This window comes from Streptomyces sp. L7 (assembly GCF_050990935.1).
Lineage (GTDB): Bacteria > Actinomycetota > Actinomycetes > Actinomycetales > Microbacteriaceae > Leifsonia.
In genome coordinates this window covers 1,414,951-1,441,403 of record NZ_CP194644.1, presented here as the reverse complement: position 1 = coordinate 1,441,403, position 26,453 = coordinate 1,414,951, and the positions used below count along the sequence as shown (strand labels likewise).

23 protein-coding genes and 3 pseudogenes are annotated in these 26,453 nt (G+C 70.5%); 11 read left to right on the top strand and 15 right to left on the bottom strand.

Annotated features, from left to right (window positions below; all coding sequences use genetic code 11):
• Positions 1 to 379: 379 nt before the first annotated feature.
• From ACR5MH_RS07280 to ACR5MH_RS07240, 9 genes and pseudogenes are all read right to left on the bottom strand, one after another.
• On the bottom strand, positions 380 to 2,302 hold the full coding sequence (locus tag ACR5MH_RS07280; protein WP_433862456.1) for an alpha/beta hydrolase: 1,923 nt from the start codon (positions 2,300 to 2,302) through the stop codon (positions 380 to 382).
• A gap of 76 nt (positions 2,303 to 2,378) precedes the next feature.
• Entirely contained in the window at positions 2,379 to 2,675 is a 297-nt protein-coding gene (locus tag ACR5MH_RS07275; RefSeq protein WP_431346631.1) for a hypothetical protein, read from the bottom strand.
• 40 nt (positions 2,676 to 2,715) lie between these two features.
• Positions 2,716 to 3,459, bottom strand: coding sequence for a GolD/DthD family dehydrogenase (locus ACR5MH_RS07270; protein WP_433862455.1), 744 nt, complete (start codon positions 3,457 to 3,459; stop codon positions 2,716 to 2,718).
• Entirely contained in the window at positions 3,456 to 3,911 is a 456-nt protein-coding gene (locus ACR5MH_RS07265; RefSeq protein WP_431346629.1) for a ribose-5-phosphate isomerase, read from the bottom strand. The genes ACR5MH_RS07270 and ACR5MH_RS07265 overlap by 4 nt, the downstream gene beginning before the upstream one ends.
• Positions 3,908 to 5,683, bottom strand: coding sequence for a dihydroxyacetone kinase family protein (locus tag ACR5MH_RS07260; protein ID WP_433862454.1), 1,776 nt, complete (start codon positions 5,681 to 5,683; stop codon positions 3,908 to 3,910). The genes ACR5MH_RS07265 and ACR5MH_RS07260 overlap by 4 nt, the downstream gene beginning before the upstream one ends.
• A complete protein-coding gene (locus ACR5MH_RS07255) occupies positions 5,680 to 7,002 on the bottom strand; it encodes an RbtT/DalT/CsbX family MFS transporter (RefSeq protein WP_431346627.1) in 1,323 nt (440 codons plus the stop codon). The genes ACR5MH_RS07260 and ACR5MH_RS07255 overlap by 4 nt, the downstream gene beginning before the upstream one ends.
• A gap of 33 nt (positions 7,003 to 7,035) precedes the next feature.
• Complete coding sequence (locus ACR5MH_RS07250; RefSeq protein WP_431346626.1) at positions 7,036 to 8,154, bottom strand: zinc-binding dehydrogenase; 1,119 nt, start codon at positions 8,152 to 8,154, stop codon at positions 7,036 to 7,038.
• 65 nt (positions 8,155 to 8,219) lie between these two features.
• Positions 8,220 to 9,550, bottom strand: a pseudogene (locus ACR5MH_RS07245) (mannitol dehydrogenase family protein).
• 157 nt (positions 9,551 to 9,707) lie between these two features.
• Positions 9,708 to 10,985 carry a uracil-xanthine permease family protein gene (locus tag ACR5MH_RS07240; protein ID WP_431346625.1) on the bottom strand — a complete coding sequence of 426 codons (1,278 nt, stop codon included), beginning with the start codon at positions 10,983 to 10,985 and terminating at the stop codon, positions 9,708 to 9,710.
• A gap of 86 nt (positions 10,986 to 11,071) precedes the next feature.
• On the opposite strand from ACR5MH_RS07240, the gene ACR5MH_RS07235 reads away from it, so the two are divergent.
• The 5 genes from ACR5MH_RS07235 (at position 11,072) to ACR5MH_RS07215 (ending at position 16,499) form a co-directional block, all read left to right on the top strand.
• Positions 11,072 to 12,538 carry an NCS2 family permease gene (locus ACR5MH_RS07235; RefSeq protein ID WP_433862617.1) on the top strand — a complete coding sequence of 489 codons (1,467 nt, stop codon included), beginning with the start codon at positions 11,072 to 11,074 and terminating at the stop codon, positions 12,536 to 12,538.
• 198 nt (positions 12,539 to 12,736) lie between these two features.
• A complete protein-coding gene (gene trmB / locus ACR5MH_RS07230) occupies positions 12,737 to 13,318 on the top strand; it encodes a tRNA (guanosine(46)-N7)-methyltransferase TrmB (RefSeq protein WP_431346624.1) in 582 nt (193 codons plus the stop codon).
• Between the two features lie 10 nt (positions 13,319 to 13,328).
• Positions 13,329 to 14,753, top strand: a complete 1,425-nt coding sequence (locus tag ACR5MH_RS07225) for an aldehyde dehydrogenase family protein (RefSeq protein WP_431346623.1) — start codon at positions 13,329 to 13,331, stop codon at positions 14,751 to 14,753.
• A gap of 160 nt (positions 14,754 to 14,913) precedes the next feature.
• Positions 14,914 to 16,332, top strand: coding sequence for an aspartate ammonia-lyase (locus ACR5MH_RS07220; RefSeq protein ID WP_433862453.1), 1,419 nt, complete (start codon positions 14,914 to 14,916; stop codon positions 16,330 to 16,332).
• A gap of 41 nt (positions 16,333 to 16,373) precedes the next feature.
• Positions 16,374 to 16,499: a hypothetical protein gene (locus ACR5MH_RS07215; RefSeq protein WP_433862696.1), complete on the top strand. Its 126-nt coding sequence runs from the start codon at positions 16,374 to 16,376 to the stop codon at positions 16,497 to 16,499.
• A 101-nt stretch (positions 16,500 to 16,600) separates the two neighbouring features.
• Here the strand turns inward: ACR5MH_RS07215 and ACR5MH_RS07210 are convergent, their stop codons facing one another.
• From ACR5MH_RS07210 to ACR5MH_RS07200, 3 genes are all read right to left on the bottom strand, one after another.
• Entirely contained in the window at positions 16,601 to 17,506 is a 906-nt protein-coding gene (locus ACR5MH_RS07210; RefSeq protein WP_431346622.1) for an alpha/beta fold hydrolase, read from the bottom strand.
• Between the two features lie 64 nt (positions 17,507 to 17,570).
• Positions 17,571 to 18,446, bottom strand: coding sequence for a fumarylacetoacetate hydrolase family protein (locus ACR5MH_RS07205; RefSeq protein ID WP_431346621.1), 876 nt, complete (start codon positions 18,444 to 18,446; stop codon positions 17,571 to 17,573).
• Positions 18,447 to 18,583: 137 nt separating this feature from the next.
• Positions 18,584 to 19,348 carry a glycosyltransferase gene (locus ACR5MH_RS07200; protein WP_431346620.1) on the bottom strand — a complete coding sequence of 255 codons (765 nt, stop codon included), beginning with the start codon at positions 19,346 to 19,348 and terminating at the stop codon, positions 18,584 to 18,586.
• Positions 19,349 to 19,514: 166 nt separating this feature from the next.
• Here ACR5MH_RS07200 and ACR5MH_RS07195 point away from each other — a divergent pair.
• The 3 genes and pseudogenes from ACR5MH_RS07195 to ACR5MH_RS07185 all read left to right on the top strand — a co-directional run.
• Positions 19,515 to 20,273: pseudogene (locus tag ACR5MH_RS07195) on the top strand (DDE-type integrase/transposase/recombinase); the annotation flags it as partial.
• A 236-nt stretch (positions 20,274 to 20,509) separates the two neighbouring features.
• Positions 20,510 to 21,586: an IS110 family transposase gene (locus tag ACR5MH_RS07190; RefSeq protein ID WP_431346400.1), complete on the top strand. Its 1,077-nt coding sequence runs from the start codon at positions 20,510 to 20,512 to the stop codon at positions 21,584 to 21,586.
• 13 nt (positions 21,587 to 21,599) lie between these two features.
• Positions 21,600 to 21,737, top strand: a pseudogene (locus ACR5MH_RS07185) (integrase core domain-containing protein); the annotation flags it as partial.
• Positions 21,738 to 21,782: 45 nt separating this feature from the next.
• On the opposite strand, the gene ACR5MH_RS07180 reads toward ACR5MH_RS07185, so the two are convergent.
• Together ACR5MH_RS07180 and ACR5MH_RS07175 are read right to left on the bottom strand one after the other, a co-directional pair.
• Entirely contained in the window at positions 21,783 to 21,989 is a 207-nt protein-coding gene (locus ACR5MH_RS07180) for a hypothetical protein (protein WP_431346619.1), read from the bottom strand.
• A gap of 189 nt (positions 21,990 to 22,178) precedes the next feature.
• Positions 22,179 to 23,822 carry an AlkA N-terminal domain-containing protein gene (locus tag ACR5MH_RS07175; RefSeq protein ID WP_433862452.1) on the bottom strand — a complete coding sequence of 548 codons (1,644 nt, stop codon included), beginning with the start codon at positions 23,820 to 23,822 and terminating at the stop codon, positions 22,179 to 22,181.
• A gap of 78 nt (positions 23,823 to 23,900) precedes the next feature.
• On the opposite strand from ACR5MH_RS07175, the gene ACR5MH_RS07170 reads away from it, so the two are divergent.
• From ACR5MH_RS07170 to ACR5MH_RS07160, 3 genes are all read left to right on the top strand, one after another.
• Positions 23,901 to 24,812: an FAD-binding oxidoreductase gene (locus ACR5MH_RS07170; RefSeq protein ID WP_433862451.1), complete on the top strand. Its 912-nt coding sequence runs from the start codon at positions 23,901 to 23,903 to the stop codon at positions 24,810 to 24,812.
• Entirely contained in the window at positions 24,752 to 25,285 is a 534-nt protein-coding gene (locus tag ACR5MH_RS07165) for an FAD-binding oxidoreductase (RefSeq protein ID WP_433862616.1), read from the top strand. The genes ACR5MH_RS07170 and ACR5MH_RS07165 overlap by 61 nt, the downstream gene beginning before the upstream one ends.
• A gap of 196 nt (positions 25,286 to 25,481) precedes the next feature.
• Positions 25,482 to 25,856, top strand: coding sequence for an FKBP-type peptidyl-prolyl cis-trans isomerase (locus tag ACR5MH_RS07160; RefSeq protein ID WP_345836361.1), 375 nt, complete (start codon positions 25,482 to 25,484; stop codon positions 25,854 to 25,856).
• A 70-nt stretch (positions 25,857 to 25,926) separates the two neighbouring features.
• On the opposite strand, the gene ACR5MH_RS07155 is transcribed toward ACR5MH_RS07160, so the two are convergent.
• Positions 25,927 to 26,418, bottom strand: coding sequence for a carboxymuconolactone decarboxylase family protein (locus ACR5MH_RS07155; protein ID WP_431346618.1), 492 nt, complete (start codon positions 26,416 to 26,418; stop codon positions 25,927 to 25,929).
• Between the last annotated feature and the right edge of the window lie 35 nt (positions 26,419 to 26,453).

The window sequence follows — 26,453 nt, the reverse complement described above, 5'->3', positions numbered from 1 at the left end:
GCGATCGGGTGCGGGTCATCCTCGAACGCGATGTGTGTCACGTCGTTGCTCACCTGATGTGCTGTCTTCGCTCCGACGGTCCCGCACGGTGGCAGGCTCACTTCCTCCGCAGCCGGGTCCCAGGGCCTGTTGTTTTGGATAGGACCGCGATACCAGCCTTCAGTGTCGCCGGTGGCGGCGATGGCGGCGTTGGTGAGGTCGGCCCACTGGGTCAGTAGTTCGGTGATCGTCTTTTGTGGGGTGCCCGGCGTTTGCGGGCTGGGATCACGTAGAGCAGGAACAGACATGCAACCTCCTAGGAGAGATACCGTCGCGGCTGCGACGACTGTCACGGCGCACGATTTCACGATTCGATTCACGAAACAATCCGATCTCCGATTCACCGTGTGGGCCTCAATCCACCCTCGACGTTTTCGGGCTGACCGACCGTGGTGTAACCCGTGTTCCGCAAGGCCTGTGTCTTCGGATCGAGGTAGCCGAAGCCTTCAGGGGCGATCCCGTTGAGCAGGTTCAGCTCGTCCGTCTGCTCTCCCACTGTGCTGTGGCCCATGGTCTGTTTCAAGACCTCACCGTTTGGGAGTACTGCTCCCTCGGAGGAGAACGATTGCGCGCCGCCCATCGACTGCGGCACGTTCAACCCGATGAAGGGCGTCGCCCATCCCGTCCCCGGGGAGCGGAGCGCTTCGGGGTTCGGCTCTGCCCGGCCTCCGAGAGCCGAGCCGAATGGTGCGAGGTGGTCCAGCTGGGCCGTCGTTGTGAAGATCGCCGGCTGGCCGCCCGGGCGCTTCACGTGCAGATCCGTCAGTGATCCCACGACGTGGGTGTCGATCCCCGCCGACCCGAGCATGGTGAAGGAGTCCACGTCGTGTTTCACCCGTGTCAACGCATCGGCGGCCATCGTCGTCCCATACGAGTGAGCTACGACCGACACGTACGGGAACGGTACGGCGGGGTGCGCGGTCCGGGTGGCGTGTGTTCCGTCCAGCTCGTTCGCGAACCGCCACGATCCGTCCTGAGCCAACGCGGGATTGTTCACGCTCGCCAGGTCCGGAGTGTCGTACCCCAGCCAGCCGACCACGGCATGCTTATGACTCCCGTCGACTCGGTTTTGCTCTCGGTACAGGTTCCTCGCGGCCTGGGACCAGCTCTCCGTGCCGTCCGCCGCGTCGGAGTTCATCCCGGGCGCCGCCCAGGTCACCGTGTCCGCCGTGTCCAGATCGCCGTACCCGACCGCGACCATCGGCACCGACGCGTCCAGGTTGAAAGACACCAACGACGCCAACGGGTCGGAGAGCACCGTTTCGAGAGCGATCAGCACCTTCCGCTGCTCCGGGGTGAGGCTGGCCGTGCGCAGCTGTGCCGCTTCGTAGACGGCGCGATTGCAGCGGTCGCGAACCTCATACGGCAGCCCGGCCAGGTTGCCGAGGACCCAAGGCGCCGCGGCCTCGAACGCCTCCTTCGCCTTGTCGCCGAGCCCGCCCCACCACTTCGCTACCGAATCCGGCGACGGCGGATGCTTCCAGAACTCCTGTACGAGCCGCGGATTCTCCGCCGCGAGCACCGCCAGCTCCTCGGGCGTCAACCGCTTCAGCGTGTCCATCAGGGACGCGTTCACACTCGCTGAGGCGGGGATGTGGGAGAGCTTTCCGACCACCGACGCGAAGGCTTTCAGTTCCGGCTTCGGCGCGGGCGGCAGGGCGCCGTGGAGTGCGCCGTCCAGTGCATCGGCGAAAGTTCTCTCGGCCGCGTCGTACTCCTGCTTCGCCCGTTCGGCTCTCCGCTTCGCGTCGTCCAGCCGCTCCTGCGCGTCGACGACCGTGCGGCGCGCGCTCGCCAGCTCGTCGCTCGCGTCCTGTTCCCGTCGGCGGGCGTTCGCCAGGTCCAGATGCGTCGGCGCCGAGGACCCCGGCGGCGGCTTCTCGGTGGAGCTGTACGCCTTCTCCAGCGCGCGCAACGCCGACAGCAGCGCCGCCTGTTCGACGCCCAGGGCGGCCACCGACGCCTCCGCCGCTTCCAGGTCCGCCAGCGCTTCCTTGGCGTCCTGCAGCGCTTCGCCTGCCTCGCGCTGGGTGTACTCCAGCGCCAGCGACCACCTGGTCGCCGCCACGACCCCCTCATTGTGCAGTTCGGCCGCCTTCAGGGCCGCAGCCGTCAGCGTACGCAGCCGGTCCGAGAACACCTCGGCGGCCAGGCCCGACCACGATGCCGCCCCGAGGTTGGTCTTCACCACCTGCCGCGCGACCATCGACTGCCGCTCCAGCCGGCCGGACCACTTCCGTAGGTGGGCGACCAGCGCCTCCACCAGCTCCGGATCACCCGGCGTAGGGTCGCTGTCGAACCCGACCGGCGACCAGTCCGCCCATCTCGAACCCGCCCACCTAGAAGCCATAGAAACCACCCCGGTCGCCCGCGAACCGGTCGGCGTCTTCCGCATCCCGGCGCGGATACGACTCGGCCGCTTGGGCGAGTGCGCCGGCCAGGCCGGCGACCAGGTCGTCGACGGCCGACTGGCCGCGGACCCAGTACGCCTCGTACCGGCTCACCGCCCCCCAGGCGACCGTCGAGCCGAAACGGCTGGACTCGTCCGCGGAAGGACGAGGGCCGGTCACGACCCCCTTGAGTGCTTTCGCGCCCGCCGACAACTGATCGGGGTCGACGCCGACCGTCCTGCCCATCCCTGCTCCTGTCTCTGTCGATCCGTATCGCGGCGCCGGCCTAGATGGAGGCGTAGCCGCCGTCGATCAGGATGTTCTCGCCGGTGACCATGCCCGCCTCGTCGGAGGCCAGGTAGCCGATCAGCGCGGCGACCTCCTCCGGCTGGGCGAAACGCCGGGCGGGGATGCGGGCGCGCAGCTCGTCGCCCTTCGACCCCTTCCACGCCTCTCGGCCGAGCGGTGTCTCCACCACGGTCGGCGAGACGGCGTTGACGGTGACGCCGTGGGGCGCCCACTCCAGCGACAGCACCCGGGTCATCCCGAGCAGGCCGGCCTTGCTCGCGCAGTAGGCGACGTGCTCGTCCAGGCCGACGACGCTCGCCTGCGACGCCAGGTTCACGATGCGGCCGAAGCCCGCGGCGACCATCCGCGCACCCACCGCCTGCGCCATCCGGAAGCTCGCGGTCAGGTTGACCGCGATCGTGCTGTCCCAGTCCGCGGCCGTCGTCGCCAGTGCGGGGGAGAGGCGGGCGATGCCGGCGGAGTTGACCAGGATGTGCGGGATGCCCGACTCGGCCTGGATCCGGGCGACGGCCGTCTCCGCGGCTCCCGGCTCGGTCAGGTCAGCGACCACCGGCACGTGCCCGGAGCCCGGCAGCCCGGCGAGCGCATCGGCGACCCGCGCGTCCCGGTCCACACCGGCCACGGTGGCGTCGCGCTCGGCGAACCAGCCGGCGACGGCGAGACCGATGCCGCTTGCGGCGCCGGTGACGATCACGACCCGTCCGTCGAAGGCGCCGCTCATCGCTCCAGGTCCCCGATCAGCTCGACCTTGCGCGCCGAGGGGCTGGACGTGTCGAACCGGTAGGTCAGCCACTCGTTCACGAGGCGGCGGGCCAGCTCCGTGCCGATGACGCGCTGCCCGAGGCAGAGCACCTGGGCGTCGTTCGAGAGCACCGCCCGCTCGACCGAGTAGGAGTCGTGGGCGGTGACGGCGCGGATGCCGGGGATCTTGTTGGCCGCGATGGCGACACCGAGCCCGGTGCCGCACACCAGCAGCGCGCGGTCGGCCTCGCCGGACGCGACCAACTCGGCTGCGGCCGCCGCGACCGCCGGGTAGGCGGTGTGGCCGTCGGCGTCCACACCGACATCGACGAGCGAGGCGACGAGCGGGTGGGCCTCCAGGTCGTCGCGGAGGGTCTCCTTGAGCGTGAAGCCGGCGTCATCGCTGCCGATCACGACGCGCAGTGCAGTCATGGTGTCGTCCTTTCGGTCCGGTGGTCGTTCGTCTGGTGGTGAGCGGTGGGGACGTTGTCGCGCGCCAGCAGCTCGCCCAGCGCGCCCGCAATCAGGGCGAGGGAGGTCGCGCCGGCGTCCGGGGTGCCCACCGATTTGTCGGCGAGCGGCCGGGCGCGACCCCGCTTGGGGCGGAGCGCGGAGGTTCGGGCGGCCGCGTCGGACGCGGCCAGCGCGGCGTCCCGCCACGCGTCCGCCAGCGGGGCGCCGGCGGCGAGCCGGGCGGTCAGCGCGTCGCCGAACGGCAGCAGGGCGTCCACGAGCGTCTTGTCGCCCGGCTCGGCGCGCCCGAGGTCGAGGATGGCCGCGGTGAAGGCGGAGACCGCCGCGCCCGCGCTGTCGTCGGGGAACGCATCCGCCGTGTCGTCGAGCGTCGCGCCCGCGGCCTCCAGCGCCGCGCCCCAGAGCACGCCGGAGGTGCCGCCGGCCTGCTCGGCCCACGCGCGTCCGCCGGCGGCCAGCACCGCACCCGCTCCGGCGCCGCGCTCGGTGGCACGGTCGATCGCCGCCGTGGCCGCTTCGGCGCCGCGCAGCATCCCGCGGCCGTGGTCGCCGTCGCCGGCGACAGCGTCGATCGCGCCGAGCTCGTCCTCCCGGTCACGCAGCAGCTCGCGCACGAGCGCCGCCGCCTCGGCGACGCTCGCCGCCAGGCCTGCCGAGCCGAGCGACGGCGTGACGAACACCTGAGCCTCCTGCGCGACAGCGTCGTCCGCCTCGGCGGCCGACGCCAGCGTCGCCGCGAGCGGCGCGGCCTGCTTCCGATAGGCCGGGGCGTACGCGTCCGCCCGCCAGAGCGGCTCCAGCTCCTCGTCCAGCCAGGTGAGCGTCAGCGAGCAGCCGCCCATGTCGAGGCTCGTGACGAGCTCGCCGACCTCGGGCTCCACGACCTCCAATCCGGCGGCCTCCAGCAGCGGGAGCACGCGCGCCCAGAGCAGGAACAGCTCCTCGTACTTGGTCGTGCCGAGGCCGTTGAGGATCGCGCCGACCCGAGCGGGTCCGGTGTGCGGCGCGGCTTCCAGCACGCCCGCGACCAGCAGCTCCGCGAGGCCGGTCGCGGTCGGCATCGCGACGTCCCTGATGCCTGGCTCGCCGTGGATGCCGAGGCCGAGCCCGAGCATCCCCGGCTCCACCTGGAAGAGCGGCTTGCGCGCGCCGGGCATCGTGCAGCCCGAGAACGCGACGCCGAGCGTGCGCGTCGCCGCATTGGCCGCCCGGCCCGCGCGCTCGACGGCGTCGAGGTCGAGCCCGGCGGCCGCGGCCGCGCCGAGCGCCTTGAACACCACGAAGTCGCCCGCGATCCCGCGGCGGTCGCCCTCGGCGGGCGCGGAGGCCACGTCGTCGGTCACCAGCACGATGCGGGTGTCGATGCCCTCGGCCCGCAGCCGGTTGGCGGCGATCCCGAAGTTCATCACGTCACCGGCGTAGTTGCCGAACGTGAGCACGACGCCGCGCCCGCGGTGGGCGGCCTTCGCGACGGAGTACACGTGCGCCGCCGACGGCGAGGTGAAGATGTTGCCGACCACGGCGCCCGTGGCGAAGCCCGGGCCGACGAGACCCGCGAAGGCCGGGTAGTGCCCCGAGCCGCCGCCCACTACGACGGCGACGGTGGGCTCGCAGGCGGCCCGGGCGACCACGCCGCCCGCGACCCGCCGAAGCCGGTCGGCGTAGAGCGCGACGAAGCCGTCGAGCTGGTCCTCCGCGAAGTCGGCCGGGATGTCGGCGATGCGGGTCATCGCACGCCCTCCAGCTCCGCGTCGACCGCCGACTCGTCGTTGGCGTGCTGGTCGACCTTCAGGAAGCCGATCATCACGAACGCGCAGGCGTACAGCGCCACGAAGGCCCACACCACGCCGACCGCGCCCGCGAGCGGGAACACCAGGGCGACCACGCCGCTGCCGAGGAACGTCGCCCCACCGGCCGCGGTCGTGTACATCGCCATCGCCGCGCCTTTCTGCTGGGGAGCGAGCGCGGGCATGATCGCGCCCATCGGCACGAAACCGGCCAGCATGATGCCGAAGACGGTGCCCGCAATGGTGGCGACGACGAAGCCCCAGTCGCTGCCCGCCGGCACCCAGTGCGGGACGTACCACCAGAGCAGCAGGCCGATCGAGGAGCCGACGATGCCGAACCAGCGGACCGTCCGGCCCCAGCCCATCCGGTCGCCGATCGCGCCGAACACCGCGTTGAAGGCGATGTTGCCCGCGAAGATGACGACCGTCATGATGAGCCAGCGGCTCTGCCCCCAGCCGAGCTGGTCCGCCATGACCGCGGGCAGGACGATGAACATCCCGAACTCGGGTGCGGTGTTGATCAGGCGGATGAGGAAGCCCATCAGCACCTTCGGGTTGCGCGCGGTGAGCACGATCCCCGAACTGAGCACGCGCGCGGCCGAGTCGTTCGCCGGAGCGAGCCGGCGCTTGCCGTGCGGCTCACGGACGCCGAAGTGCGCGATCGCCCAGCCGATCAGCACGAGCGCCGCCGAGCCGACCATGGTCAGGCTCTCACCGCCCGCTCCGCCGCCGAACGCCGGGATCGCGAAGACCGCGAACAGCGAGCCGAGGGTGGGCAGACCGCCGGTGAACATCACGTAGAACCAGCCGACCGCGGTGCCGTTGCGCTTCTTCGGAACGATCTGATTGATCCAGACCAGGAACGCGAACGCGAAGAAGGGGAAGCCGAAGCCGCGCAGGAAGTAGCTGACGAACAGCAGCGGGACGCTCCCGATGGAGAGCGAGAACAGGAAGGCGCCCTCGAAGACGATCCACAGGATCATGCCGAGCGTCATCACCCGCCGGGGCCCCCACAGGTCCGCGAGCGCGCCGGACAGGTAGGACGCGATCAGCACGGCCAGGCTGTACATGGCGATGATCTGCGCGACGATGGCGAACTTGTCCTCGCCGAGCGCGTGCGTCATATGCGGGGACAGGAAGTTGGACTCGACCCCGTTGCCCGTCATGAAGACGAGGACGCCGAGGAAGCCCCAGCGCAGGGGATGGGGGATGCCGATCCGGTCGAGGAAGGTCTCGCGGACGGGTGCTGCGGTGGTGGTCATCAGAAACTCCGGTGATCGTGGGGGTCGGCTGCCTCAGGGCAGGATGGTGACCTTGATGGAGGCGCCCGCGGTGTCGCCGACGAGGTCGAGCGCGCTCTGGAACTCCGCGAGCGGGAACTGGTGCGTGCAGATCTCATCCATCGGCAGCGCGCCGGACTCGAGCAGCTTGATCGCGGCGGGCCAGCAGCCGGGGCCCAGGTGGGCGCCGCGGACGTCGAGCTCCTTGTCGTCGCTGATGATCGACCAGTCGACCGTCACGTCGGAGCCGAAGACCGAGTACTCGACGTAGGTGCCGAGCTTGCGGAGCAGGTTCAGGCCCTGGCCGACCGCCGAGGGGTGGCCGGTCGCCTCGATGTAGACGTCCGCGCCGTAACCGTCGGTGAGCTCCTTGACGCGGGCGACCGCGTCCTCCTGGGTGATGTTGATCGTGAGGTCGGCGCCGCACTTGCGCGCCAGGTCCAGCTTGTCGTCGCTCATGTCGAGCGCGATGACCTGCAGCGGGTTCTTCTGGCGGACGCCCGCGATGGCGCCGAGGCCGATCGGGCCGGCGCCCGCGATGACGACCACGTCGCCGAACTTCACGTCGGCGCGCTCCACCGCGTGCATCGCGCAGGAGAGCGGTTCGGCGTACGCCGCGTGCTGCGGGGCGAGGTCGAGGGACACCGGATGCGTCAGTGCGCGCTCCGGGATGAGCGCGTACTCGGCCATCGCGCCGTCGAACTGTTTGAAGCCGAACATCGCGTGCGGCGCGCACATCCAGTATTGGCCGCGCTCGCAATAGCGGCAGTCGCCGCAGGGGACGATCTGCTCGCACGCGATGCGGTCGCCGAGCGCCAGCCCGCGCCGCGCGAGTGCGGCCGGGTAGCCCGCGACGACGCGACCGACGAACTCGTGACCGGGGATGCGGCCGGTCTGCGCCCACGCGGGGCGGTTCTCGTCGCCCCAGAACTTGGGAGCGCCGTGATAGCACTTGAGGTCGGACGCGCAGACGCCGACGGCCTCCACGCGCAGCAGCAGCTCGCCGGCGCCGGGCTGCGGCACCGGCACGGTCTCGAGCCGGTAGTCCTCGGGGCCGTGGACGACGACGGCCGCCATGGTCTCGGGGAGTGCGGGAGCGGCGGGCGCCGCGGTCGGGGACAGCGATGTGGACATGAGTCTCCTCGGGATCGGTTGGGCAGGTGTGTTCGTGGCGGGACCGGCGGAGGGCCGGCTCCGGCTCAGCGGAGCGCGCGGAGCGTCGCGCGCGCTCCCTCGGAGTGGAGGCTCCGGAGCGCGGCGAGGTAGTCGGCTGTGAAGACGGCGTCGTCGGCGAGGTCGCCGAAGAGGTCGTGCTGGCGGAGGAACGCGTCGGGCTGGGCGCGCTGGCGCGCCGCCGCGGCGATGACGGCCTCCCGGCGCCGGTCGACCACCTCGATCGGTTCGCCCTGCTCGTCCGCGCCCTCGGCATAGCGCGCCCAGCTCGCGACGACGGCGGCGGCGAGGGAGTCCGGGCGCCGGCCGCGCGGCGCTCCCGCACGACCGGAAGCAGCCAGGCGGGGATGCGGTCGGATGAGTCGGCGCACAGCCGGGCGACAGTGTCGGCCACCTCCGGATTCGCGAAGCGCTCGACCAGGCTCTCGGTGTAGGCGGCGAGGTCGACGCCGGGAACGGGGCGCAGCGTCGGCGTCCCCTCCTGGCGCATGTAGCGGCGCAGGAGCGCGGCGATGTCCGGGTCGCGTGCGGCGTCCGCCACGAACTCGTATCCGAGCAGCCGGGCGAAGTAGCAGAGGGCCTGGTGGCTCGCGTTCAGCAGCCGGAGCTTCATCAGTTCGTACGGCTCGACGTCTGCGACGAGCTGGGCTCCCGCTCGTTCCCACGGCGGGCGCCCCTGCGGGAAGTCGTCCTCGATGACCCACTGGAAGAACGGCTCGGCGACGACCGGCCAGGGCTCGTCCGCGCCGAAGCGCCGCGTGATCTCGGTGCGGTCGGCCTTCGTCGTCGCCGGCGTGATCCGGTCGACCATCGACGAGGGGAAGGCGACCTCGGCCTCGATCCAGTGCGCGAGCTCCGGATCGGTCTGCCGGGCGAAGCCGGTCACCGCCGCGCGGGCGACGGCGCCGTTGTGCTGGATGTTGTCGCAGGACAGCACGGCGAACGGCGCGTGTCCGAGCTCACGACGACGGCGCAGGGCCGCGACGATCAGGTCGAACGCCGGGGCGGGCGCACCGGGCACGAACGCCCCGGTCTCCCGGTCGACCGGGTAGCCGCCCTCGGTGATCGTGAGGGACAGGATGCGGATCGCAGGGTCGGCGAGCCGCTCGATGGCCGCCCTCCGGTCGTCGGGCGCGTGCGCGAACTCGAGGATCGAGCCGACGTCCCTGGCCTCCCAGCGTCCGTCGGCGTATTTCTCGACCAGTGTGTATCGGCCGTCACGGGCGTCGAGCGCGTCGCGCATCGCTGCATCGGAGGGGAGCACTCCGACGGCGAGGACGCCCCAGTCGCGGGCGAGACCCTGTTCGAGCAGTCGGTCGATCGCGAGCGCCTGGTGCGCCCGGTGGAAGCCTCCCACGCCGATGTGCGCGATGCCGCACTCGACGCCGGTGCGGTCGTAGCCGGGGGTGTGAATGCGCTGCACAGGTTCCTCTCACTGACATTGTGCAGCTTAGAACAGATGAGAGGAGTCTGCAATATCGGATGCAGGACCGCGTTCGAGGACGTCTGGCGCGCTAGGCGGTGCCGCGCACGCGGGCGATCGAGTTCATGACGTGGTAGACGACGATCGCCGCGATGGCGCCGAGCGCGATCCCGTTGAAGGTGAGCTGACCGAAGTTCAGCGTGAAGTCGCCGATGCCGATGATGAGCGCGGTCGCCGCGGTGAACTGGTTGACCGGCTTGGAGAAGTCGACCTTGTTGTCCAGCCAGATCTTCACGCCGATCACGCCGATCAGGCCGTACAGCGCGGTCGTCACGCCGCCCAGCACCCCGGCCGGGATGGTGTTGATGACCGCGCCGACTTTGGGAGAGAGGCCGAGCAGGACCGCGACGATGCCGGCCACCCAGTACGCGGCCGTCGAGTAGACGCGCGTGGCGGCCATGACGCCGATGTTCTCGCCGTAGGTGGTCGTGCCCGAGCCGCCGAAGAAGCCGGCGATCGTCGTCGCCAGGCCGTCCGCGAACAGCGCGCGGCCGGTGAGCTTGTTGACTGCCGGGTCGGTGAGCTGCGCCACACCGCGGATGTGGCCGACGTTCTCGGCGATCAGCACGAGCACCACCGGGAGGAACGCGGGCAGGATGCCCCACGTCGACGCGGCGTCGGTGAACGGGTCGGCGGGGAACGTGAAGTGCGGGAGGCCGAGCCACGCCGCCTTGTCGACCTTGCTGAAGTCGACCTGGCCGGCGAGCGCGGCGAAGACGTAGCCGACGACGACCCCGAGGAAGATCGAGAGGCGGCCCAGCATCCCCTTGAACAGCACCGTGCAGAGGATGACCGCCGCGAGCGTCACCAGCGCCGTGACCGGCGCCTGCATGAAGTTGTTCTTGGCGGCGGGCGCGAGGTTGAACCCGATCAGAGCCACGATGGCGCCGGCGACGATCGGCGGCATCAGCCCGTCGATCCACTTGGTGCCGGTGGCGACCACGATCAGGCCTACGACGGCGAGCAGCAGGGCGGTGACCACGATGCCGAACAGCGCCGACGGCATCCCGTGCGCCTTGGTCGCGGCGACGATCGGGACGATGAACGCGAACGACGAGCCCAGGTAGCTGGGCAGCTTGTTGCGTGTGATCAGCAGGAACAGCATCGTGCCGACGCCGGAGAACAGAAGCGTCGTGCTCGGCGGGAAGCCGGTGAGCAGCGGCACCAGGAACGTCGCGCCGAACATCGCGACGACGTGCTGGGCGCCGAGCCCGATCGTCCGCGGCCAGGTGAGCCGCTCGCCGGGGAGCACGACTTCGCGTGCTCCGACCTTCTTGCCGTCGCCGTGCAGTTTCCAGGGCAGAGCCATGCGTGTCCTTATCGTGTCGCGGGGGAATTAGGCTGGTACAGCGCTGTGACGTACCTTCGAATGCGCCTCGAACCAAAACCCCACCGATACTACGGGAGACCACCATTTCCGCTTCGACTTCCACGCCCACGCCGACCCGCACAGGGCGCCTGGACCGGTTCTTCGAGATCACGTCCCGCGGCACCACGTGGGCGACGGAGATCCGCGGCGGCCTGCTGACCTTCGTGACGATGGCGTACATCGTCATCCTCAACCCGCTCATCCTCGGCGGGACCCCCGACGTGTCGGGCCACTCGCTGCAAGGCCAGCAGGTCGCGGCCGTCACCGCGCTGAGCGCCGGTGTCATGACCGTGCTGTTCGGTCTCGTCGCCCGGCTGCCGTTCGCGTTCGCCGCGGGCCTCGGCATCAACTCGTTCCTCGCGGTCAACGTCGTCAAGGTGCTGACGTGGCAGGAGGCGATGGGCCTGGTCGTCATCAACGGCCTCATCATCGTGCTGCTGGCCGCGACGGGCCTGCGCCGCCTGATCTTCAACGCGGTCCCGCCGCAGCTCAAGACCGCGATCACGGTCGGCATCGGCCTCTTCATCGCGTTCATCGGCTTCGTGGACAGCGGCTTCGTGCGCAGCACCAACCTCTCGTCGCCGCCCGTGCAGCTCGGCGAGGCGGGCTCGATCGCCACGGTGCCGACCCTGGTGTTCCTGGTCGCGCTCGTGGTCATGGGCGTGCTGATGGCCCGCAGGGTGAAGGGCGCGCTCCTGATCGGCATCGTCGTCGCCACCATCGTCGCGATCATCGCCGAGGCGGTCTTCCACGTCGGGCCGTCCGGCCCGAAAAACGCCAACGGCTGGAACCTCACGGTGCCACAGCTCCCGACGTCGCTGGTCAGCCTCCCGAACCTCAGCCTGGTCGGGCAGTTCGACCTGTTCGGCTCGTTCGGCCGGATCGGCGCCCTCGCCGCCGTGATGCTGATCTTCACGCTCGTGTTCACGAACTTCTTCGACGCGATGGGCTCGATGACGGGCCTGGCTCGCAGCGCCGGCCTCGCCAACGAGGACGGCACCTTCCCGCGCCTCCAGTCCGCCCTGATCGTGGAGGGCGTCGGCGCGGTCGTCGGCGGCGGCACCTCGGCCAGCTCCAACACGGTGTTCGTGGAGTCGGCGTCCGGCATCGGCGAGGGCGCGAAGACCGGCTTCGCCAGCGTCATCACCGGCGTGCTGTTCCTGCTCGCGATGTTCTTCACGCCGCTGACCCAGGTGGTGCCGCTGGAGGTCGCGGCCGCGGCGCTCGTCGTCGTCGGCGCCCTGATGGTGGTGCAGATCCGCCACATCGACTTCCACGAGTTCTCCAGCACGCTGCCGGTGTTCCTGACGATCATCGTCATGCCGTTGACCTATTCGATCGCGAACGGCATCGGCGTCGGCTTCATCTCCTGGGTGCTGATCCGGTCGCTCGCCGGCAAGGCGCGCGAGATCAGCCCGCTGCTCTGGATCGTCGCGGCCGGCTTCCTGGTGTACTTCGCGCGCGGCCCGATCGAGGCCGTACTGCCGCACTGATCGCTGGCAGATTCGTGCCGAATGTCGCCTTCCGCGCCGTGAAAGTCGACATTCGGCACGAATCGGAGTCGCTCGCGCGGCCTGCGAGAATGGACGGATGGAACCGTCCCCCTCGTCCGGCCGCACAGCTTCGTCATCCGCGGCAGGAAGACCGAAGCCCAGCGGCGGGCGATCGACGAGTTCTGGCCGGTCTACGGCGTGGATTTCGACGGCTCGCCGCTCGACCTGGCCGCGATCTTCGGGCGCATCGCGCCGCGCGTGGTCGAGATCGGCTTCGGCAACGGCGAGAACCTGCTCGCCCTGGCCGCACGGCATCCCGAGAAGGACTTCCTCGGCGTGGAGGTGCACGGCGCCGGAGTCGGACGGGTGCTCGCGGCCGCGCACGAGGAGGGGCTCACCAACGTCCGGGTCGTCCGGCACGACGCGGTGGAGGTCTTCGAGCAGGGGCTCGACGCCGCGAGCGTGGACGAGGTGCTCATCTTCTTCCCCGACCCGTGGCCCAAGGCCCGCCACCACCGGCGCCGCCTGGTGCAGCCCGACGTCGTCCGGCTCATCGTCGCCGCGCTGAAGCCGAGCGGCGTGCTGCGGCTCGCGACCGACTGGGAGCCCTACGCGGAGCACATGATCGACGTGCTCGACGCCGAGCCCGCCCTGCTGAACGTCGCCGGCGCCGGCGGGTTCGTCCCGCGGCCCGACGACCGGCCGGTGACCAAGTTCGAGCGGCGCGGCGAGCGGCTCGGCCACGCGATCTTCGACCTGGAGTACCGGCCGCGCGTGTGATGATGGGCGCATGACCTCGGAGTCCACGCTCACGTCCGGCACCGTCGCCGGCGACAGCATCCCGCACACCGTCGCGACCCTTCGCGCCGCCTTCGAGCGCGGTCGCACCAAGCCGCTCTCCTGGCGGCTCGCCCAGCTCGCCGCCCTGCGCCGGATGCTCACCGAGCGCGCGGCCGAGTTCGAGGACGCCCTGCTGGAGGACCTGGCCAAGAACCCGACCGAGTCGCAGATCGCCGAGGTCGGCTTCGTCGTCGGCGAGATCGACCACATGCGCCGCAACCTCCGACGCTGGCTGCGGCCCCGTCGCGTCGCCGTACCGGGTGCCCTGATGCCGGCGAAGGCCCGGGTCGTGCTGGAGCCGGTCGGCGTCGTGCTCGTGATCGCCCCGTGGAACTACCCGGTGCAACTGCTGCTGGCGCCGCTCGTCGGCGCTCTGGCCGCGGGCGACGCCGTCGTGCTGAAGCCGAGCGAGCTCGCGCCCGCCACCTCGGCCGCGATGGCGCGGCTCATCCCGCAGTACCTCGACCCGTCGGCCGTCGCGGTCGTGGAGGGCGGGGTCGCGGAGACCACGGAGCTGCTCGCCCAGCGCTGGGACCACATCTTCTTCACCGGAAACGGCCGCGTCGGCCGCATCGTCGCGTCGGCGGCGGCCGAGCACCTGACCCCGGTGACCCTGGAGCTCGGCGGCAAGTCCCCGGTGTACGTGGACGACTCCGTCGACCTGGCCGCCGCCGCCCGGCGGATCGCCTGGGGCAAATTCATGAACGCGGGACAGACGTGCGTCGCTCCCGACTACATCCTGGCGACGAAGGGCGTCTCCGAGCGGCTCGCCGTCGAGCTCGCCGGCGCGGTGCGCGCGCTCTACGGCGACGATCCGGCGCAGAGCCCCGACTACGGACGGATCGTGAACGAGCGGCAATTCGACCGCCTCGCGGGGCTGCTCGGCTCGGGGACGACCGCGGTCGGAGGGCAGTCGGAGGCGTCCTCTCGCTACCTCGCCCCGACCGTGCTCGTGGACGTGCCGCGCGACTCCGCGGTCATGGGCGAGGAGGTCTTCGGCCCGGTGCTGCCGATCGTCGCCGTCGACGGACTGGACGACGCGATCGCGTTCATCCGTTCCGGCGACAAACCGCTGGCCCTCTACGTCTTCAGTGAGCGCCGCGATGTGCGGCGCCGCATCCTCACCGAGACCAGCTCCGGAGCTGTCGGCTTCGGCGTGCCCGCCGCGCACCTGGCGGTCGGCGGCCTCCCGTTCGGCGGGGTGGGGGAGAGCGGGTCCGGCGCGTACCACGGCCGCCGGTCGCTGGAGACGTTCAGCCACGAGAAGGCCGTGCTGACCAAGGCGCTCGCGCCCGACACGCTGCAACTCATCTACCCGCCGTACACCGAGGCCAAGGACCGGTTCGCGCGCGGGCTGCTGCGGAAACTGGGCTGAGCGGGGCCGTCTCGACAGGCTGTCGAACGGCGTCCGGGATACCGGACGATGTGTCCATCTCCCGTGCAGGCGCCAGGGGTAGGCTCGGCTGTGCCGGGCGCCACGAACGGCCGGCAGACCCCGAAACGCCAACGCACAACGAGAGGCAATGGAGCCAAGCGTGGATTCCACAGCAACGATGGACGAACCGAAGACTCACCCCATCCCGGTCATCGACCCGACCGCCGGCAACAGCGTCGTGGACGCGTCCGAGAACGTGTCCGACGTCCCGACCCCCAGTGCCGAGGGCCGGCCCACCCGCGTCGAGACGGACTCCCTGGGCAGCCGGGAGATTCCGGCCGACGCCTACTGGGGTGTGCACACCTCGCGTGCCCTCGAGAACTTCCCGATCGCCAAGCGGCCCATCTCCGTCTACCCCGACCTGATCGTCGCCCTCGCCGCCGTCAAGCAGGCCGCGGCGCGCGCCAACCTGGAGATCGGCGTGCTGGAGCAGCACAAGGCCGACTTGATCGACCGGGCCTGCCAGCTCATCATCGACGGCAAGTTCCACGACCAGTTCGTGGTCGGCGTCATGCAGGGCGGGGCGGGCACCTCCACGAACATGAACGCGAACGAGGTCATCTCGAACATCGCGCTCGAGCTCGATGGCCGTCCCAAGGGCGACTACGCGAACATGCACCCGATCGACGACGTGAACCGCAGCCAGAGCACGAACGACACGTACCCGACCGCGATCAAGATCGCGCTCACGTTCGCGCTGGGCCACCTGCTGGACGAGCTCGCCCTACTGCGCGACTCGTTCGCCGCGAAGGGCCGCGAGTTCCGCCACATCCTCAAAGTCGGCCGCACCCAGCTCCAGGACGCCGTGCCGATGACGCTCGGCCAGGAGTTCCACGGCTTCGCCACCACCCTCACCGAGGACCACGCCCGGCTCACCGAGACCAAGTGGCTGCTCGCCGAGATCAACCTCGGCGCGACGGCGATCGGCACCGGCATCACCGCCGACCCCGGCTACGCGGCCGCGGCGGTCAAGCACCTCAACCTGATCACCGGTCTCAACCTGGAGACCGCGCCCGACCTGATCGAGTCGACCAGCGACGCCGGCGCCTTCATGTCGTTCTCCGGCTCCCTCAAGCGCAGCGCGATCAAGCTGTCGAAGATCTGCAACGACCTCCGACTGCTGTCGTCCGGTCCGCAGGCCGGCCTCGGCGAGATCAATCTCCCGCCGCGCCAGGCCGGATCGTCGATCATGCCGGGCAAGGTCAACCCGGTCATCCCGGAGGTCGTCAACCAGGTCGCGTTCTCCGTGGCAGGCGCGGACGTCACCGTGACCATGGCGGCCGAGGGCGGCCAGCTTCAGCTCAACGCGTTCGAGCCGGTCATCGCCCACTCCCTGTTGCAGAGCATCACCTGGATGGCGCAGGCCTTCCACACGCTGCGCGTCAACTGCGTCGACGGCATCACCGCGAACGAGGAGCGCCTCGGCGCGATGGTCGGCTCGTCGGTCGGCGTCATCACCGCGCTCACCCCCACATCGGCTACGCCGCCGCGGCCGCGCTCGCCAAGTCGGCACTGCTGACCGGCCACAACGTCGCCGACCTCGTGGTGGAGGCCAAGCTGATGAGCCGCGAGGAGGTCACCCGACTGCTGTCCCCGGCCCGCCTGAGCGGCCTCGAGGCGATCACCACCTCCATCCCGGTCGTCGAAGCCGAGGCCATCGAGAAGGCCGAGAAGGCCCGCGAGTAGCGCGATCCCGACAGGGGTCGCAACACGCCGCTATCGTGCCGCGATAGCGGCGTGCTGCGACCCCTGTTCCGGTGGGGGTGGAGGTGCGGACGGGGGCGGGGTCAGCGCTCGGCGGAGCGGAAGAGGGCGATCATGTCTCGGGCCAGCTGGTTGGGGGCCGTCTCGCACGGGCTGTGCCCGGTGCGGTAGACGGCGAGCCGCGCGCCGAGCGCCTTCGCGTTCGCGGCGTGAAGCTGCGTCGGCCACAGATCGTGGTCGCCCGTCGCCACCAGAACCGGGAGTCCGATCGCGGCGATGCGCTCGCGCACGTCGGGAACGTGCTTCATCAACCCGACCATGTCGTCGACGCTCGAGCGGCGGGTGAGCGCGAACCGGGAGCGGACGAACGCCAGGCGTGTGGGGCCGACTCTGTTCTTGTTGGTGACGATGCCCCAGATCATCAGCCCGGCGCCCTGGCGGCCGTTCAGGAACCAGCTCAACCAGCCGATGACGCGCACGCCGCGGAACGCCTGACCCGGCTCCGGCGGCGAGGTCAGCAGCGTCAGCGTGAGGAACAGTTCCGGGTGCTGCACGAGCGCGAGCTCGGCGACGATGCCGGCGAACGAGTAGCCGAGGACGTGCGCGGGGCCGCCGTCGCGCAGGAACGCCACGAAATCGGCCACCAGCAGGTCGTACGTGTAGTGCCCCCCGGCCTCCGGGCCGGCCGACGCCGACTCGTACTGGCCGGCCAGGTCGTAGCTCTGCACGTAGTAGCCGGCCGCCACCAGGATCGGCGCCAGGAGGTAGAAGTCCTCCTTGGAGCCCGTGGCTCCCGGCACCAGCACGACGCGCGGGTCGGCCGGATCGCCGAGCGCGACGACGGCGAGCTCGCCGCTCGGCGCGCGGAAGGTCGAGAAGGTCGCGCCGACCGGGGCGACCGACCAGTCGATGTCCGGCAGGACTGCGTCCAGGCGGGCCGCCTCGTCGTCTCCGCCCGAGACTCCGGGCCGCCGCTCGCCGATCGACATGCACTCACGCTAGCCGACGGCGCCGACGAATGCGTGCAATGCATGTAATGCCCGGATGCTTGCCTCAGGTGACGCGGCAGTACGTCGTCAGGTAGCCGATCCCGCCGATCGAGACCGTGACCGTCGAGCGGTCGCGCAGGAACACCGGGGGAGTGCGTGAGTAGCCGGCGCCGCCCGGGCTGCCGGTGGAGATCAGTGTGCCCGGCTGGATCGTGGCTGACCGCGACAGGAACTCGATGATCTCGGCGACCGAGCGCACCATGTCGGCGGTCGAGGCGTCCTGCAGTATCGCGCCGTCCACGTTCGTCGTGAGCCAGAGGTCCTGGGGGTCGGCGATCTCGTCGGCTGTGACGACCACCGGGCCGTTCGGGGTGAAGCCGTCGAACGACTTGCAGCGCGACCATTGCGCCTCCGAGAACTGGAGGTCGCGCGCGGTGATGTCGTTGACCACCGTGTAGCCCCATACGTAGTCGAGAGCGTCGCGCACCGAGACGTTGCGCGCGGGCTTGCCGATGATGACCCCGAGCTCTGCCTCGTAGTCGACCTGCGTAGTGAGGTCCTCCGGCCAGCTGGTCGTGCCGCCGTGGCCTGCGAGCGAGTTGGGCCAGAGCGAGAACACGGTCGCGGCCTTCTCGCTGCGGAGCTTCAGCTCCGAGGCGTGCGCGGCGTAGTTGGCGCCGATCGCGATCACCTGCGGCGGCCGCAACACGGCCGAGGCGTGCCGCAGCTCGTGGACCGGGACGAGCGGGGCGCCGGCGGCGACGGCGCCGTCCACGACGGCGCGCACCTCCGTCAGGCCCGCGTCGCCGAGTTCGATGAGGTCCTGGAGGTCGCGGGGCGCCTCGGCGAGGAGTTCGTCGAGGAAGAGGGCGCCGTCTCCGATGACGGCCGCCAGGCGCGGGTGCGAGTCCGGGGTGGTGCTGAGGTGCGAGAATCTCACACTGTCCAACCTATCGGTCGGGAGCCTGCCGACACGAACCGGGACGGCCCAGGAGAACGCCCACAACGCGCAGAACTCCGGCTCGGACGAGGGGTTCAGGCGAGGCGGTTCGGACGAGGCGGCTCAGACGAGGGCGCTCAGGCGATCGCGCCCGGAGCCTCGCCGGCGTGCTCGGCCTCCCACCGCCGCCGTGCCGCCCGGCGACGCCACGGCGTCTCCTCCGGCAGGTGCATGCGCAGCGTGCCGAACGCCCAGCGGATGCGCCGCCCGAAGCCGCGCCAGGTCGAGAACGGCCGGGACGAGATGCCGACCAGCAGCCGCTCGTCGTAGCGCACGACCACGCCCGGGTCGAGGTGGATGGCGAGGTCCAGGTCGTCGTGCACCTCGCGCAGGTCGCGGTGCACGCGACCCCGGACCTCCTGCCAGACCTCGCGGCGCATCGCGAAGTTGGAGCCGAAGATCGGCGGATGCCCGAGCCAGATCTCCATGGACCAGAAGTAGCCGCCGATGTAGACGAGCTGGCCGAGGCCCGCGACGAACGTGTTGCCGTCGTAGAAGACGCCGGGTCCCGTCAGCACGCCGATCGCCGGATCGTCCACGAACTCTGCCTCGATGTGCAGCAGCCAGTCGACCGGAGGCCGCGAGTCGGCGTCCAGGCGCGCGACGATGTCGCAGACGGCGGCGTCGTAGCCGGTGGCGGCCGCGGGGAAGATACCGCGGACCGGCTGCTCCAGCACGCGCGCCCCGGCGGCGCGGGCGACGGCCGCGGTGTCGTCGGAGCTGCCGTTATCCACGACGATGATCTCGTCCGCGGGACGGAGCTGTGCGGCGAGGTCGGAAAGGCAGCGGGCGAGCATCCCGGCGTCGTCGAGCGCGGGGATCACGACGGTGATCGAGGGCACGGAAGCGCTCCCTCCTCGACCGAAATGCACGTGTCCGAAATGCACGTATTTGTTGCGGGCCGTCACGGTGTGTTATGTCTCAGGACATCGGTGACAATTCTGCCTCAGGACATCGGTGACACTACGGCCCTGTTTGGTGGTGACACTTCTCCTCGATCTTTGAGGAATGAGCCGTGTTGAACCCGTTGATCCCCGTGTCCGTCTCGCGATCACCCAGTGGCCACCGGATGCTCCGCGCGGGTCGGTGACCACGTTCTGCGCCGAGCACGGCATCTCCCGAAAGACGTTCTACGCGATCCGCAAACGCGCCATCGAAGACGGCCCGGCCGCCGCTCTCGAACCCCGATCGAGGCGCCCGCGAGCCAGCCCCGGGAAGATCACCGAAGAGACCAAACGGCAGGCCATCCAGGTCCGGGCGGCGCTGGAACAGTCCGGTCTGGATCACGGTCCGATCAGAGTCCACGACCGGATGCGACTGCTGCGGATCACCCCGGTTCCCGCGGTCTCCTCCCTGGCCCGGATCTTCCGCGACGCCGGCGTCGCCCGCCTCGAGCCGCGGAAACGACCCCGCGCCTCCTACCGCCGGTTCGTCTATCCGGCACCGAACGCGTGCTGGCAGATCGACGCCACCGAATACGTCCTCACCGAGGGACGCAAGTGCGTCATCTTCCAGCTCATCGACGACCACTCCCGCCTCGCCGTCGCCTCCCACGTCGCCTTGACCGAGAGCTCCCAAGACGCGATCACCGTCGTCGCCAAAGCCATCCGCCTCCACGGTGTTCCCCAGCGGCTGCTGTCGGACAACGGCATGGCCCTCAACCCCTCCCGGCGCGGGTTCGCCGGCCAGCTCACCACCTACCTCGCCTCCTACGGCGTCGAGGCGATCACCGGCAAACCCTTCAAACCGACCACCCAAGGCAAGAACTGTGAAGACTTGTCATGGTGCTGCGACGGTCTCGGTCTGACTCAGGCCAAGAACTGACCATGGTGTCCTTCGTTCGATTTGTCGACCGGGGCCGGCGCAGTATCCAGGAGCGCGCCGGCCGACCGGATCTGACCTGATAGGAGCTTGGACTAGAAGCCCCATCACAGTTCTGTCGACCCGCCCGACCGGCTCGCCCCGTCCGTTCAACCAGCGCGCACGGAAGGAGCACCTCCAGCATGACAATTGAATTGACCGATGTCACGGTCATCGGCGGAGTCGACACTCACAAGCACACCCACTACGCCGCCGCCATCGATGATCATGGTCGGCTGCTCGGCCACCACGAGTTCCCCGCCACCGGACCCGGCTACGACGCTCTTCGGTCCTGGATGCGCAGCTACGGCAGCCTCGCCTCTATCGGGGTGGAAAGCACCGGCTCGTTCGGCGCCGCGCTCGCCCGCGAGCTGACGAGAAGCGGTGAACACGTCATCGAAGTGAACCGGCCCAACCGGATCGCAAGGCGGATGGACGGCAAGTCCGATCGCCTGGACGCCGAGCAGATCGCCCGCGCAGTGCTCGGCGAGACCTCCACCGCTGTTCCCAAGAGCAAGTCCGGCGCGATCGAGGTGATCCGCACCCTGCGGGTCGCGCGCTCTGGCGCGGTCAAGGCACGCACCCAGGCCTTCAACGCCCTGTTCGGCGTGATGATCGGCGCGCCCTCGCAGCTGCGCGACGAGCTCGTCGATCTGACCAAGCGCACACTGGTGAACCGATGCCTCCACCTACGACCTGAGACAGAGAATCTTCTCTCGCTGTTGTCGGATCCTGCTCGTCTGCACCTGGCCGGCACGAAGCTCGCCCTCCGCGACCTCGCACGACGCTGGAAGACCCTGGACGACGAGGCCAAACGGCTCAGCACACAGATCGCGGACCTCGTCAACCAGACCGCTCCCGACCTCGTCGCCTTACACGGAGTCGGCGTCGAAGTCGCCGCCCAGTTCTTAGTCACCGCCGGCGACAACGCCAACCGCATCAAGAACGAGGCAGCCTTCGCCAAGCTCTGCGGCGTCGCCCCACAACCCGCCTCCAGCGGCCGAACCACCGGACGACACCGGCTCTCCCGCAGCGGAGACCGCGCCGCGAACAGCGCCCTCTACATCGTCGCGATCGTCCGAATGCGCCGACACGAACCCACGCTCGCCTACGTCGAACGCCGCAGCGCCGAGGGTCGCACCAAACGCGAAATCATCCGCTGCCTGAAGCGATACATCGCTCGAGAGATCTACGCCAACCTGCCCCAAATCGGCACTTGACGAACATAGGAGCATCGAGCGCTTCCACCAGACCCTGTTCCGCTACCTCGACAAGCAACCCATCGCCGCCACCCTCGCCCAGCTGCAGGAGCAGGTCGATGCGTTCGACATCATCTACAACACCCAACGACCCCACCAAGCCCTGCCCGGCCGGATCACACCGCAGCAGGCCTGGCACGCCACCCCGAAAGCTGAATCACCCAGGCCACCCGCGCATGACTCCCGACTCGGCCGCCGTGACGACGGCGTCCGCGTCAAGCTCGTCGACCTCGGCGGCAGCGTCGAGTTCCACGGCATCCGCTTCGGCATTGGCCGCGACTACAGCAAGAAGCGAATCGCGATCATGGACACCGGCCCGACCGTCATGTTCTTCGACCTCGAGGGCACCCTCATCATCGAACAACCCTGGCCCTCACCCGGCGTCAAATACGTCAGCAACGGCCGACCCCGAGGCCGCCGCCCCAACCCGAAACCGGACGAACTGTCACCGATGTCTTGAGACACGAAGCGTTACCGATGTCCTGACCCACTTCCGTCACCGATGTCCTGAGACAGGACAGCGGGCCGTCACGGTGGCCCGGTGGGTGCGATCCTACGCTGCGCGGTGGGGCTCGGGGCTGCGCCGGGTCGGCCGCGTCGTGCGCTGCGCCTCCCTCTGCTGCCTGGCCTCCCGCTGCGCCTCGTGCGCGCTCTCCCACAGATGCATCCCCGCGTAGCTGCGCCACGGCGACCAGAGCACGCCGCGGGCCGCGAGCTCGCGAGGCTCCGAGGGGAGGCCGAGCCGCGCCGCTCCCTGCCGCAGCGCGAGGTCGCCGGTCAGCAGAACATCCGGACTGCCGAGCACGCGGAGCGCGACGTAGCCGGCGGTCCACGGGCCGATGCCGGGAAGCGCCACCAGCCGCGCCTCCAACTCGGCGCGGGACTCGCCCACGTCGATCACGAGCGAGCCGTCCGCGAGAGCGGCCGCGGCGCCGACGATCGCGTCGATGCGTTTGCCCGGCCCGCGCAGCACCTCCCTGCCGTGCTCGGCGATCGCGTCCGCCGTCGGGAACAGCCGGGTGAAGCCGCCGATCGCCACCGGCTCGCCGAGCGCCGCGGTCAGACGCGCGAGCGCTGTGCGGGCGGCCGGCACCGACACCTGCTGTCCGATGAGCGCGCGGAACAGGATCTCCTCAGGGTCGACCGCACCGGGCACGCGCATCCCCGGCGCCGCGGCAACGGACGACGCGAGGGCAGGGTCGGCCGCCAGCGCCGTGTCGATAGCCTCGGCGTCGGCGTCCAGGTCGAGCAGGCGCCGCACGCGCGCCACGAGCGGGGCGAGGTCGGCCATGTCGGCGAGGCTCGCCTCGCACTCGATCGCCGGGGCCTCGGCGTCGCCGGCGAGCGTGAGCCGGATCGTGGCGGGGCCGTGGGGGAGGCGCAGGGCCCGGCTGTAGGAGGGGAGGACGGCGGAGTCGTCCGCCCCGGCGACGGCGGCCTCCATGCCCTCGATCGCGCGCGCCCCCAGGAACGCCAGCACCCGCCCGCCGTCGAACGGCGCCCGCGCCGGCAGCCGCAGCGTCAGCGACGCCCCTGCTGTCGCGCCCGCCACCATCGGCCCGTGCGCGATCGCCGGCCGGCGGCGCGCGGCCTCCCGGATCGCACCCGGTGTCACGTGGTAGATCTCCGCCATCGTCTCGTTGAACTGCCGCACACTGGAGAACCCCGCGGCGAAGGCCACGTCGGTGACCGGCATGTCCGTGCCCGCCAGCAGCAGCCGCGCGGTCTGCGCCCGGTGCGCCCGCGCCAGCGCGAGCGGTCCGGCGCCGAGCTCGGCGGTGAGCACGCGGCCGAGGTGCCGCGGCGTGTAGCCGAGGCGGTGGGCGAGCCCCGGCACGCCCTCCCGCTCGACCGTGCCGTCTGCGATGAGGCGCATGGCGCGCGCGGCGAGGTCGTCGCGGACGTTCCACTCCGGCGAGCCGGGGACCGCGTCGGGGAGGCAGCGCTTGCACGCCCGCAGGCCGGCCTCGTGCGCCGCGGCGGCGGTCAGGTAGAAGGTCACGTTGTCGGCTTTCGGCGTCACCGCGGGGCAGCTCGGCCGGCAATAGATGCCGGTGGAATGGACGCCGGTGATGAACTGGCCGTCGAAGCGGGCATCCCTGGCGCTCATCGCCCGGTAGCGCTGCGCGAAGACCGGGTCCGCGAGCCGCTCGCCGGCGGCGTCCGAGGCGGTGGGCTTCGACATGGTGCTGCTCATGCCTCCCAGCGTGACACGCGCCACCGACATCCGATAGCGGAAATCGGACATGAGCGAAGCCCCGTTAGCATGACGGTCATGGATGTCATCGACTGGCTCACGGCGGCGCTCGGCGAGGACGTGGAGGACGTGCTGTCGGTCGATCCCGCCCACCTCGACGCCGCCCGAGGCGACCACTCCGGCTGGATCGCGGAGGGTCACCCGCTGGCCATCGTGAACGCCCGCACGGTCGAGCACGTCCAGGCGACGATGCGGGCGGCCTCCGAGTTCCGGGTGCCGGTCGTGCCGCGTGGCGCGGGCACCGGGCTTGCCGGAGGGGCGAACGCGACCGCCGGCTCCCTGGTGCTGAGCGTCGCGCGCATGGACCGCATCCTCGAGATCTCGACCGAGGACCAGCTCGCGGTCGTGGAGCCGGGCGTCGTCAACGGCGACCTCAACGTCGCGCTGGAGCCGTTCGGCCTGTTCTTCGCGCCCGATCCGGCGAGCAAGGCGATCTCCACCGTCGGCGGCAACATCGCGACGAACGCGGGCGGGCTGCTCTGCGCGAAGTACGGCGTGACGCGGGAGGCCGTGCTCGGCCTGGACGTGGTGCTCGCCGACGGGCGCTTCCTCCGCACCGGCCACCGCACCGTCAAGGGCGTCACCGGCTACGACCTGACCTCGCTCCTGGTCGGCTCGGAGGGCACTCTCGGCGTGATCGTCGGTGCGACGGTCCGCGTCCTCCCTCTGCCGCAGGGCGAGCCGACGACGCTCGGCGCGCTGTTCGCGGACGTGCGCGCGGCCTCCGACGCCGCCGCGCGTGTGACGGCCGCGCACCTGCGCCCCGCGATCATGGAGCTGCTCGACGGCCCGGCGCTGGAGCGCATCTCCGCCCACCTCGGCGAGGAGACCATCCGGGAGGCGCTGGGCGCGAGCGGGGAGCGGCGTACCTGCTCGTCCAGTTCGACGGGCCGGCCGCCGCCGCGGACGCCGGGCGGGCGAGCGCGCTGATCGCGGAGACCGGCGGCACCGTGCGCGTCGCCGCCGACGCGGAGGAGGGCGAGCGACTGCTCGCGATCCGCCGGGCGTTCCATCCCGCGCTCGCGGCGAACGGGACGGTGCTCATCGAGGACGTGGCGGTGCCGCGGTCGCGGATGCCGGAGATGTTCGCGGCGATCGAGCGGATCGCCGAGCGCTACGGCATCGCCATCCCGACGGTCGCGCACGCCGGTGACGGAAACCTGCACCCGAACTTCATCACCGCGGGCGACGAGGTCGGCCAGGAGGTCTGGGACGCCGCTGGGGACCTCTTCCGCACAGCGGTCGCGCTCGGCGGCACACTCACCGGCGAGCACGGCGTGGGCGTGCTGAAGCGCCGGTGGCTGGCGGAGGAACTCGGTCCGGACTCCTACGAGCTGCAGGTGAAGCTCAAGTCGGTGTTCGACCCTCTCGGCATCCTGAACCCGGGGAAGGTCTTCGGCTAGCGGGGCCGGGAATCATCCAGCTCGGGAGCGACCGACGAACAAGCCGCTTGAACAAGCCGCTTAAAGACTCGACGCCCGGTGGTGCGGCGATGCCTGCAACGCTCCCGGGACGTCGAGTTATGCGTCTAGCCTGCCCCAGGCTCGCCCGGATTGCAAGACTTTTGACGTGGAGGTCCCGCACCGGTTGGATGGGTGCATGGCAGAGAACACCAATGAGAAGCCCGAAGTCGACGCCCCCGAGGGCCCGGCCCCCACGACCCTCGAGATCGTGGACATCGTCGAAGGCTCCGGCCCGGAGGCGACTCCCGGCTCCAAGGTCGACGTGCACTACCTGGGCGTCGAGTACGAGTCGGGCGAGGAGTTCGACTCCTCGTGGAGCCGCGGGCAGTCCATCGACTTCCCGCTCAACAACCTGATCAAGGGCTGGCAGGACGGCATCCCCGGCATGAAGGTCGGCGGCCGTCGCAAGCTGACCGTCCCGCCGGCGCTCGCCTACGGCCCGGCTGGCGGCGGTCACCCGCTCTCGGGCAAGACGCTGATCTTCGTGATCGACCTGCTCGGCGTGAGCTGACCTCCATTCGTCGTGTCGAAGGGCACGTGGCCGCTCCGGGGGCCACGTGCCCTTCGTGCGTCCGCCGGGCTCAGAGAGCCGGCGGCCGCATGTGGGTGGGGATGGCGATCCGGTTCCAGATGTTGATCGTGCCGATCGCGAGGATCAGGTTCGCGAAGCCGACCTCGCCGAACTCGGCGAGGGAGCGCGCGTAGAGCTCCTCGCTCACCCCGCCCTGGTGGATCAGGGTGACCGCCTCGGTCAGCTCCAGCGCGGTTCGCTCACGCTGGCTGAACCACGGGGATTCGCGCCAGGCGGAGACGGCGAACACCTTGCGGAGCGGGTAGCCGCCCTCCTGCAGGTCGACCGAGTGCATGTCGACGCAGTAGGTGCAGCCGTTGATCTGGGACGCGCGGAGCTTGATCAGATCGCCGAGCGGTTCCTCCACCGCCTGGCCGACGTAGCCGTCGAGATTGATCACCTTGCGGTAGCCGTCGGGGACGGCGGCGGAGATCTGCACGCGTTCGACGGGGGCGGGGTGGTCGGCGGTGGCGAGGGTTTCGATGATCGAGGTGTCTGTCATGCCTTCACCGTAGGGGTGGTATTGGCTCGGTGTAA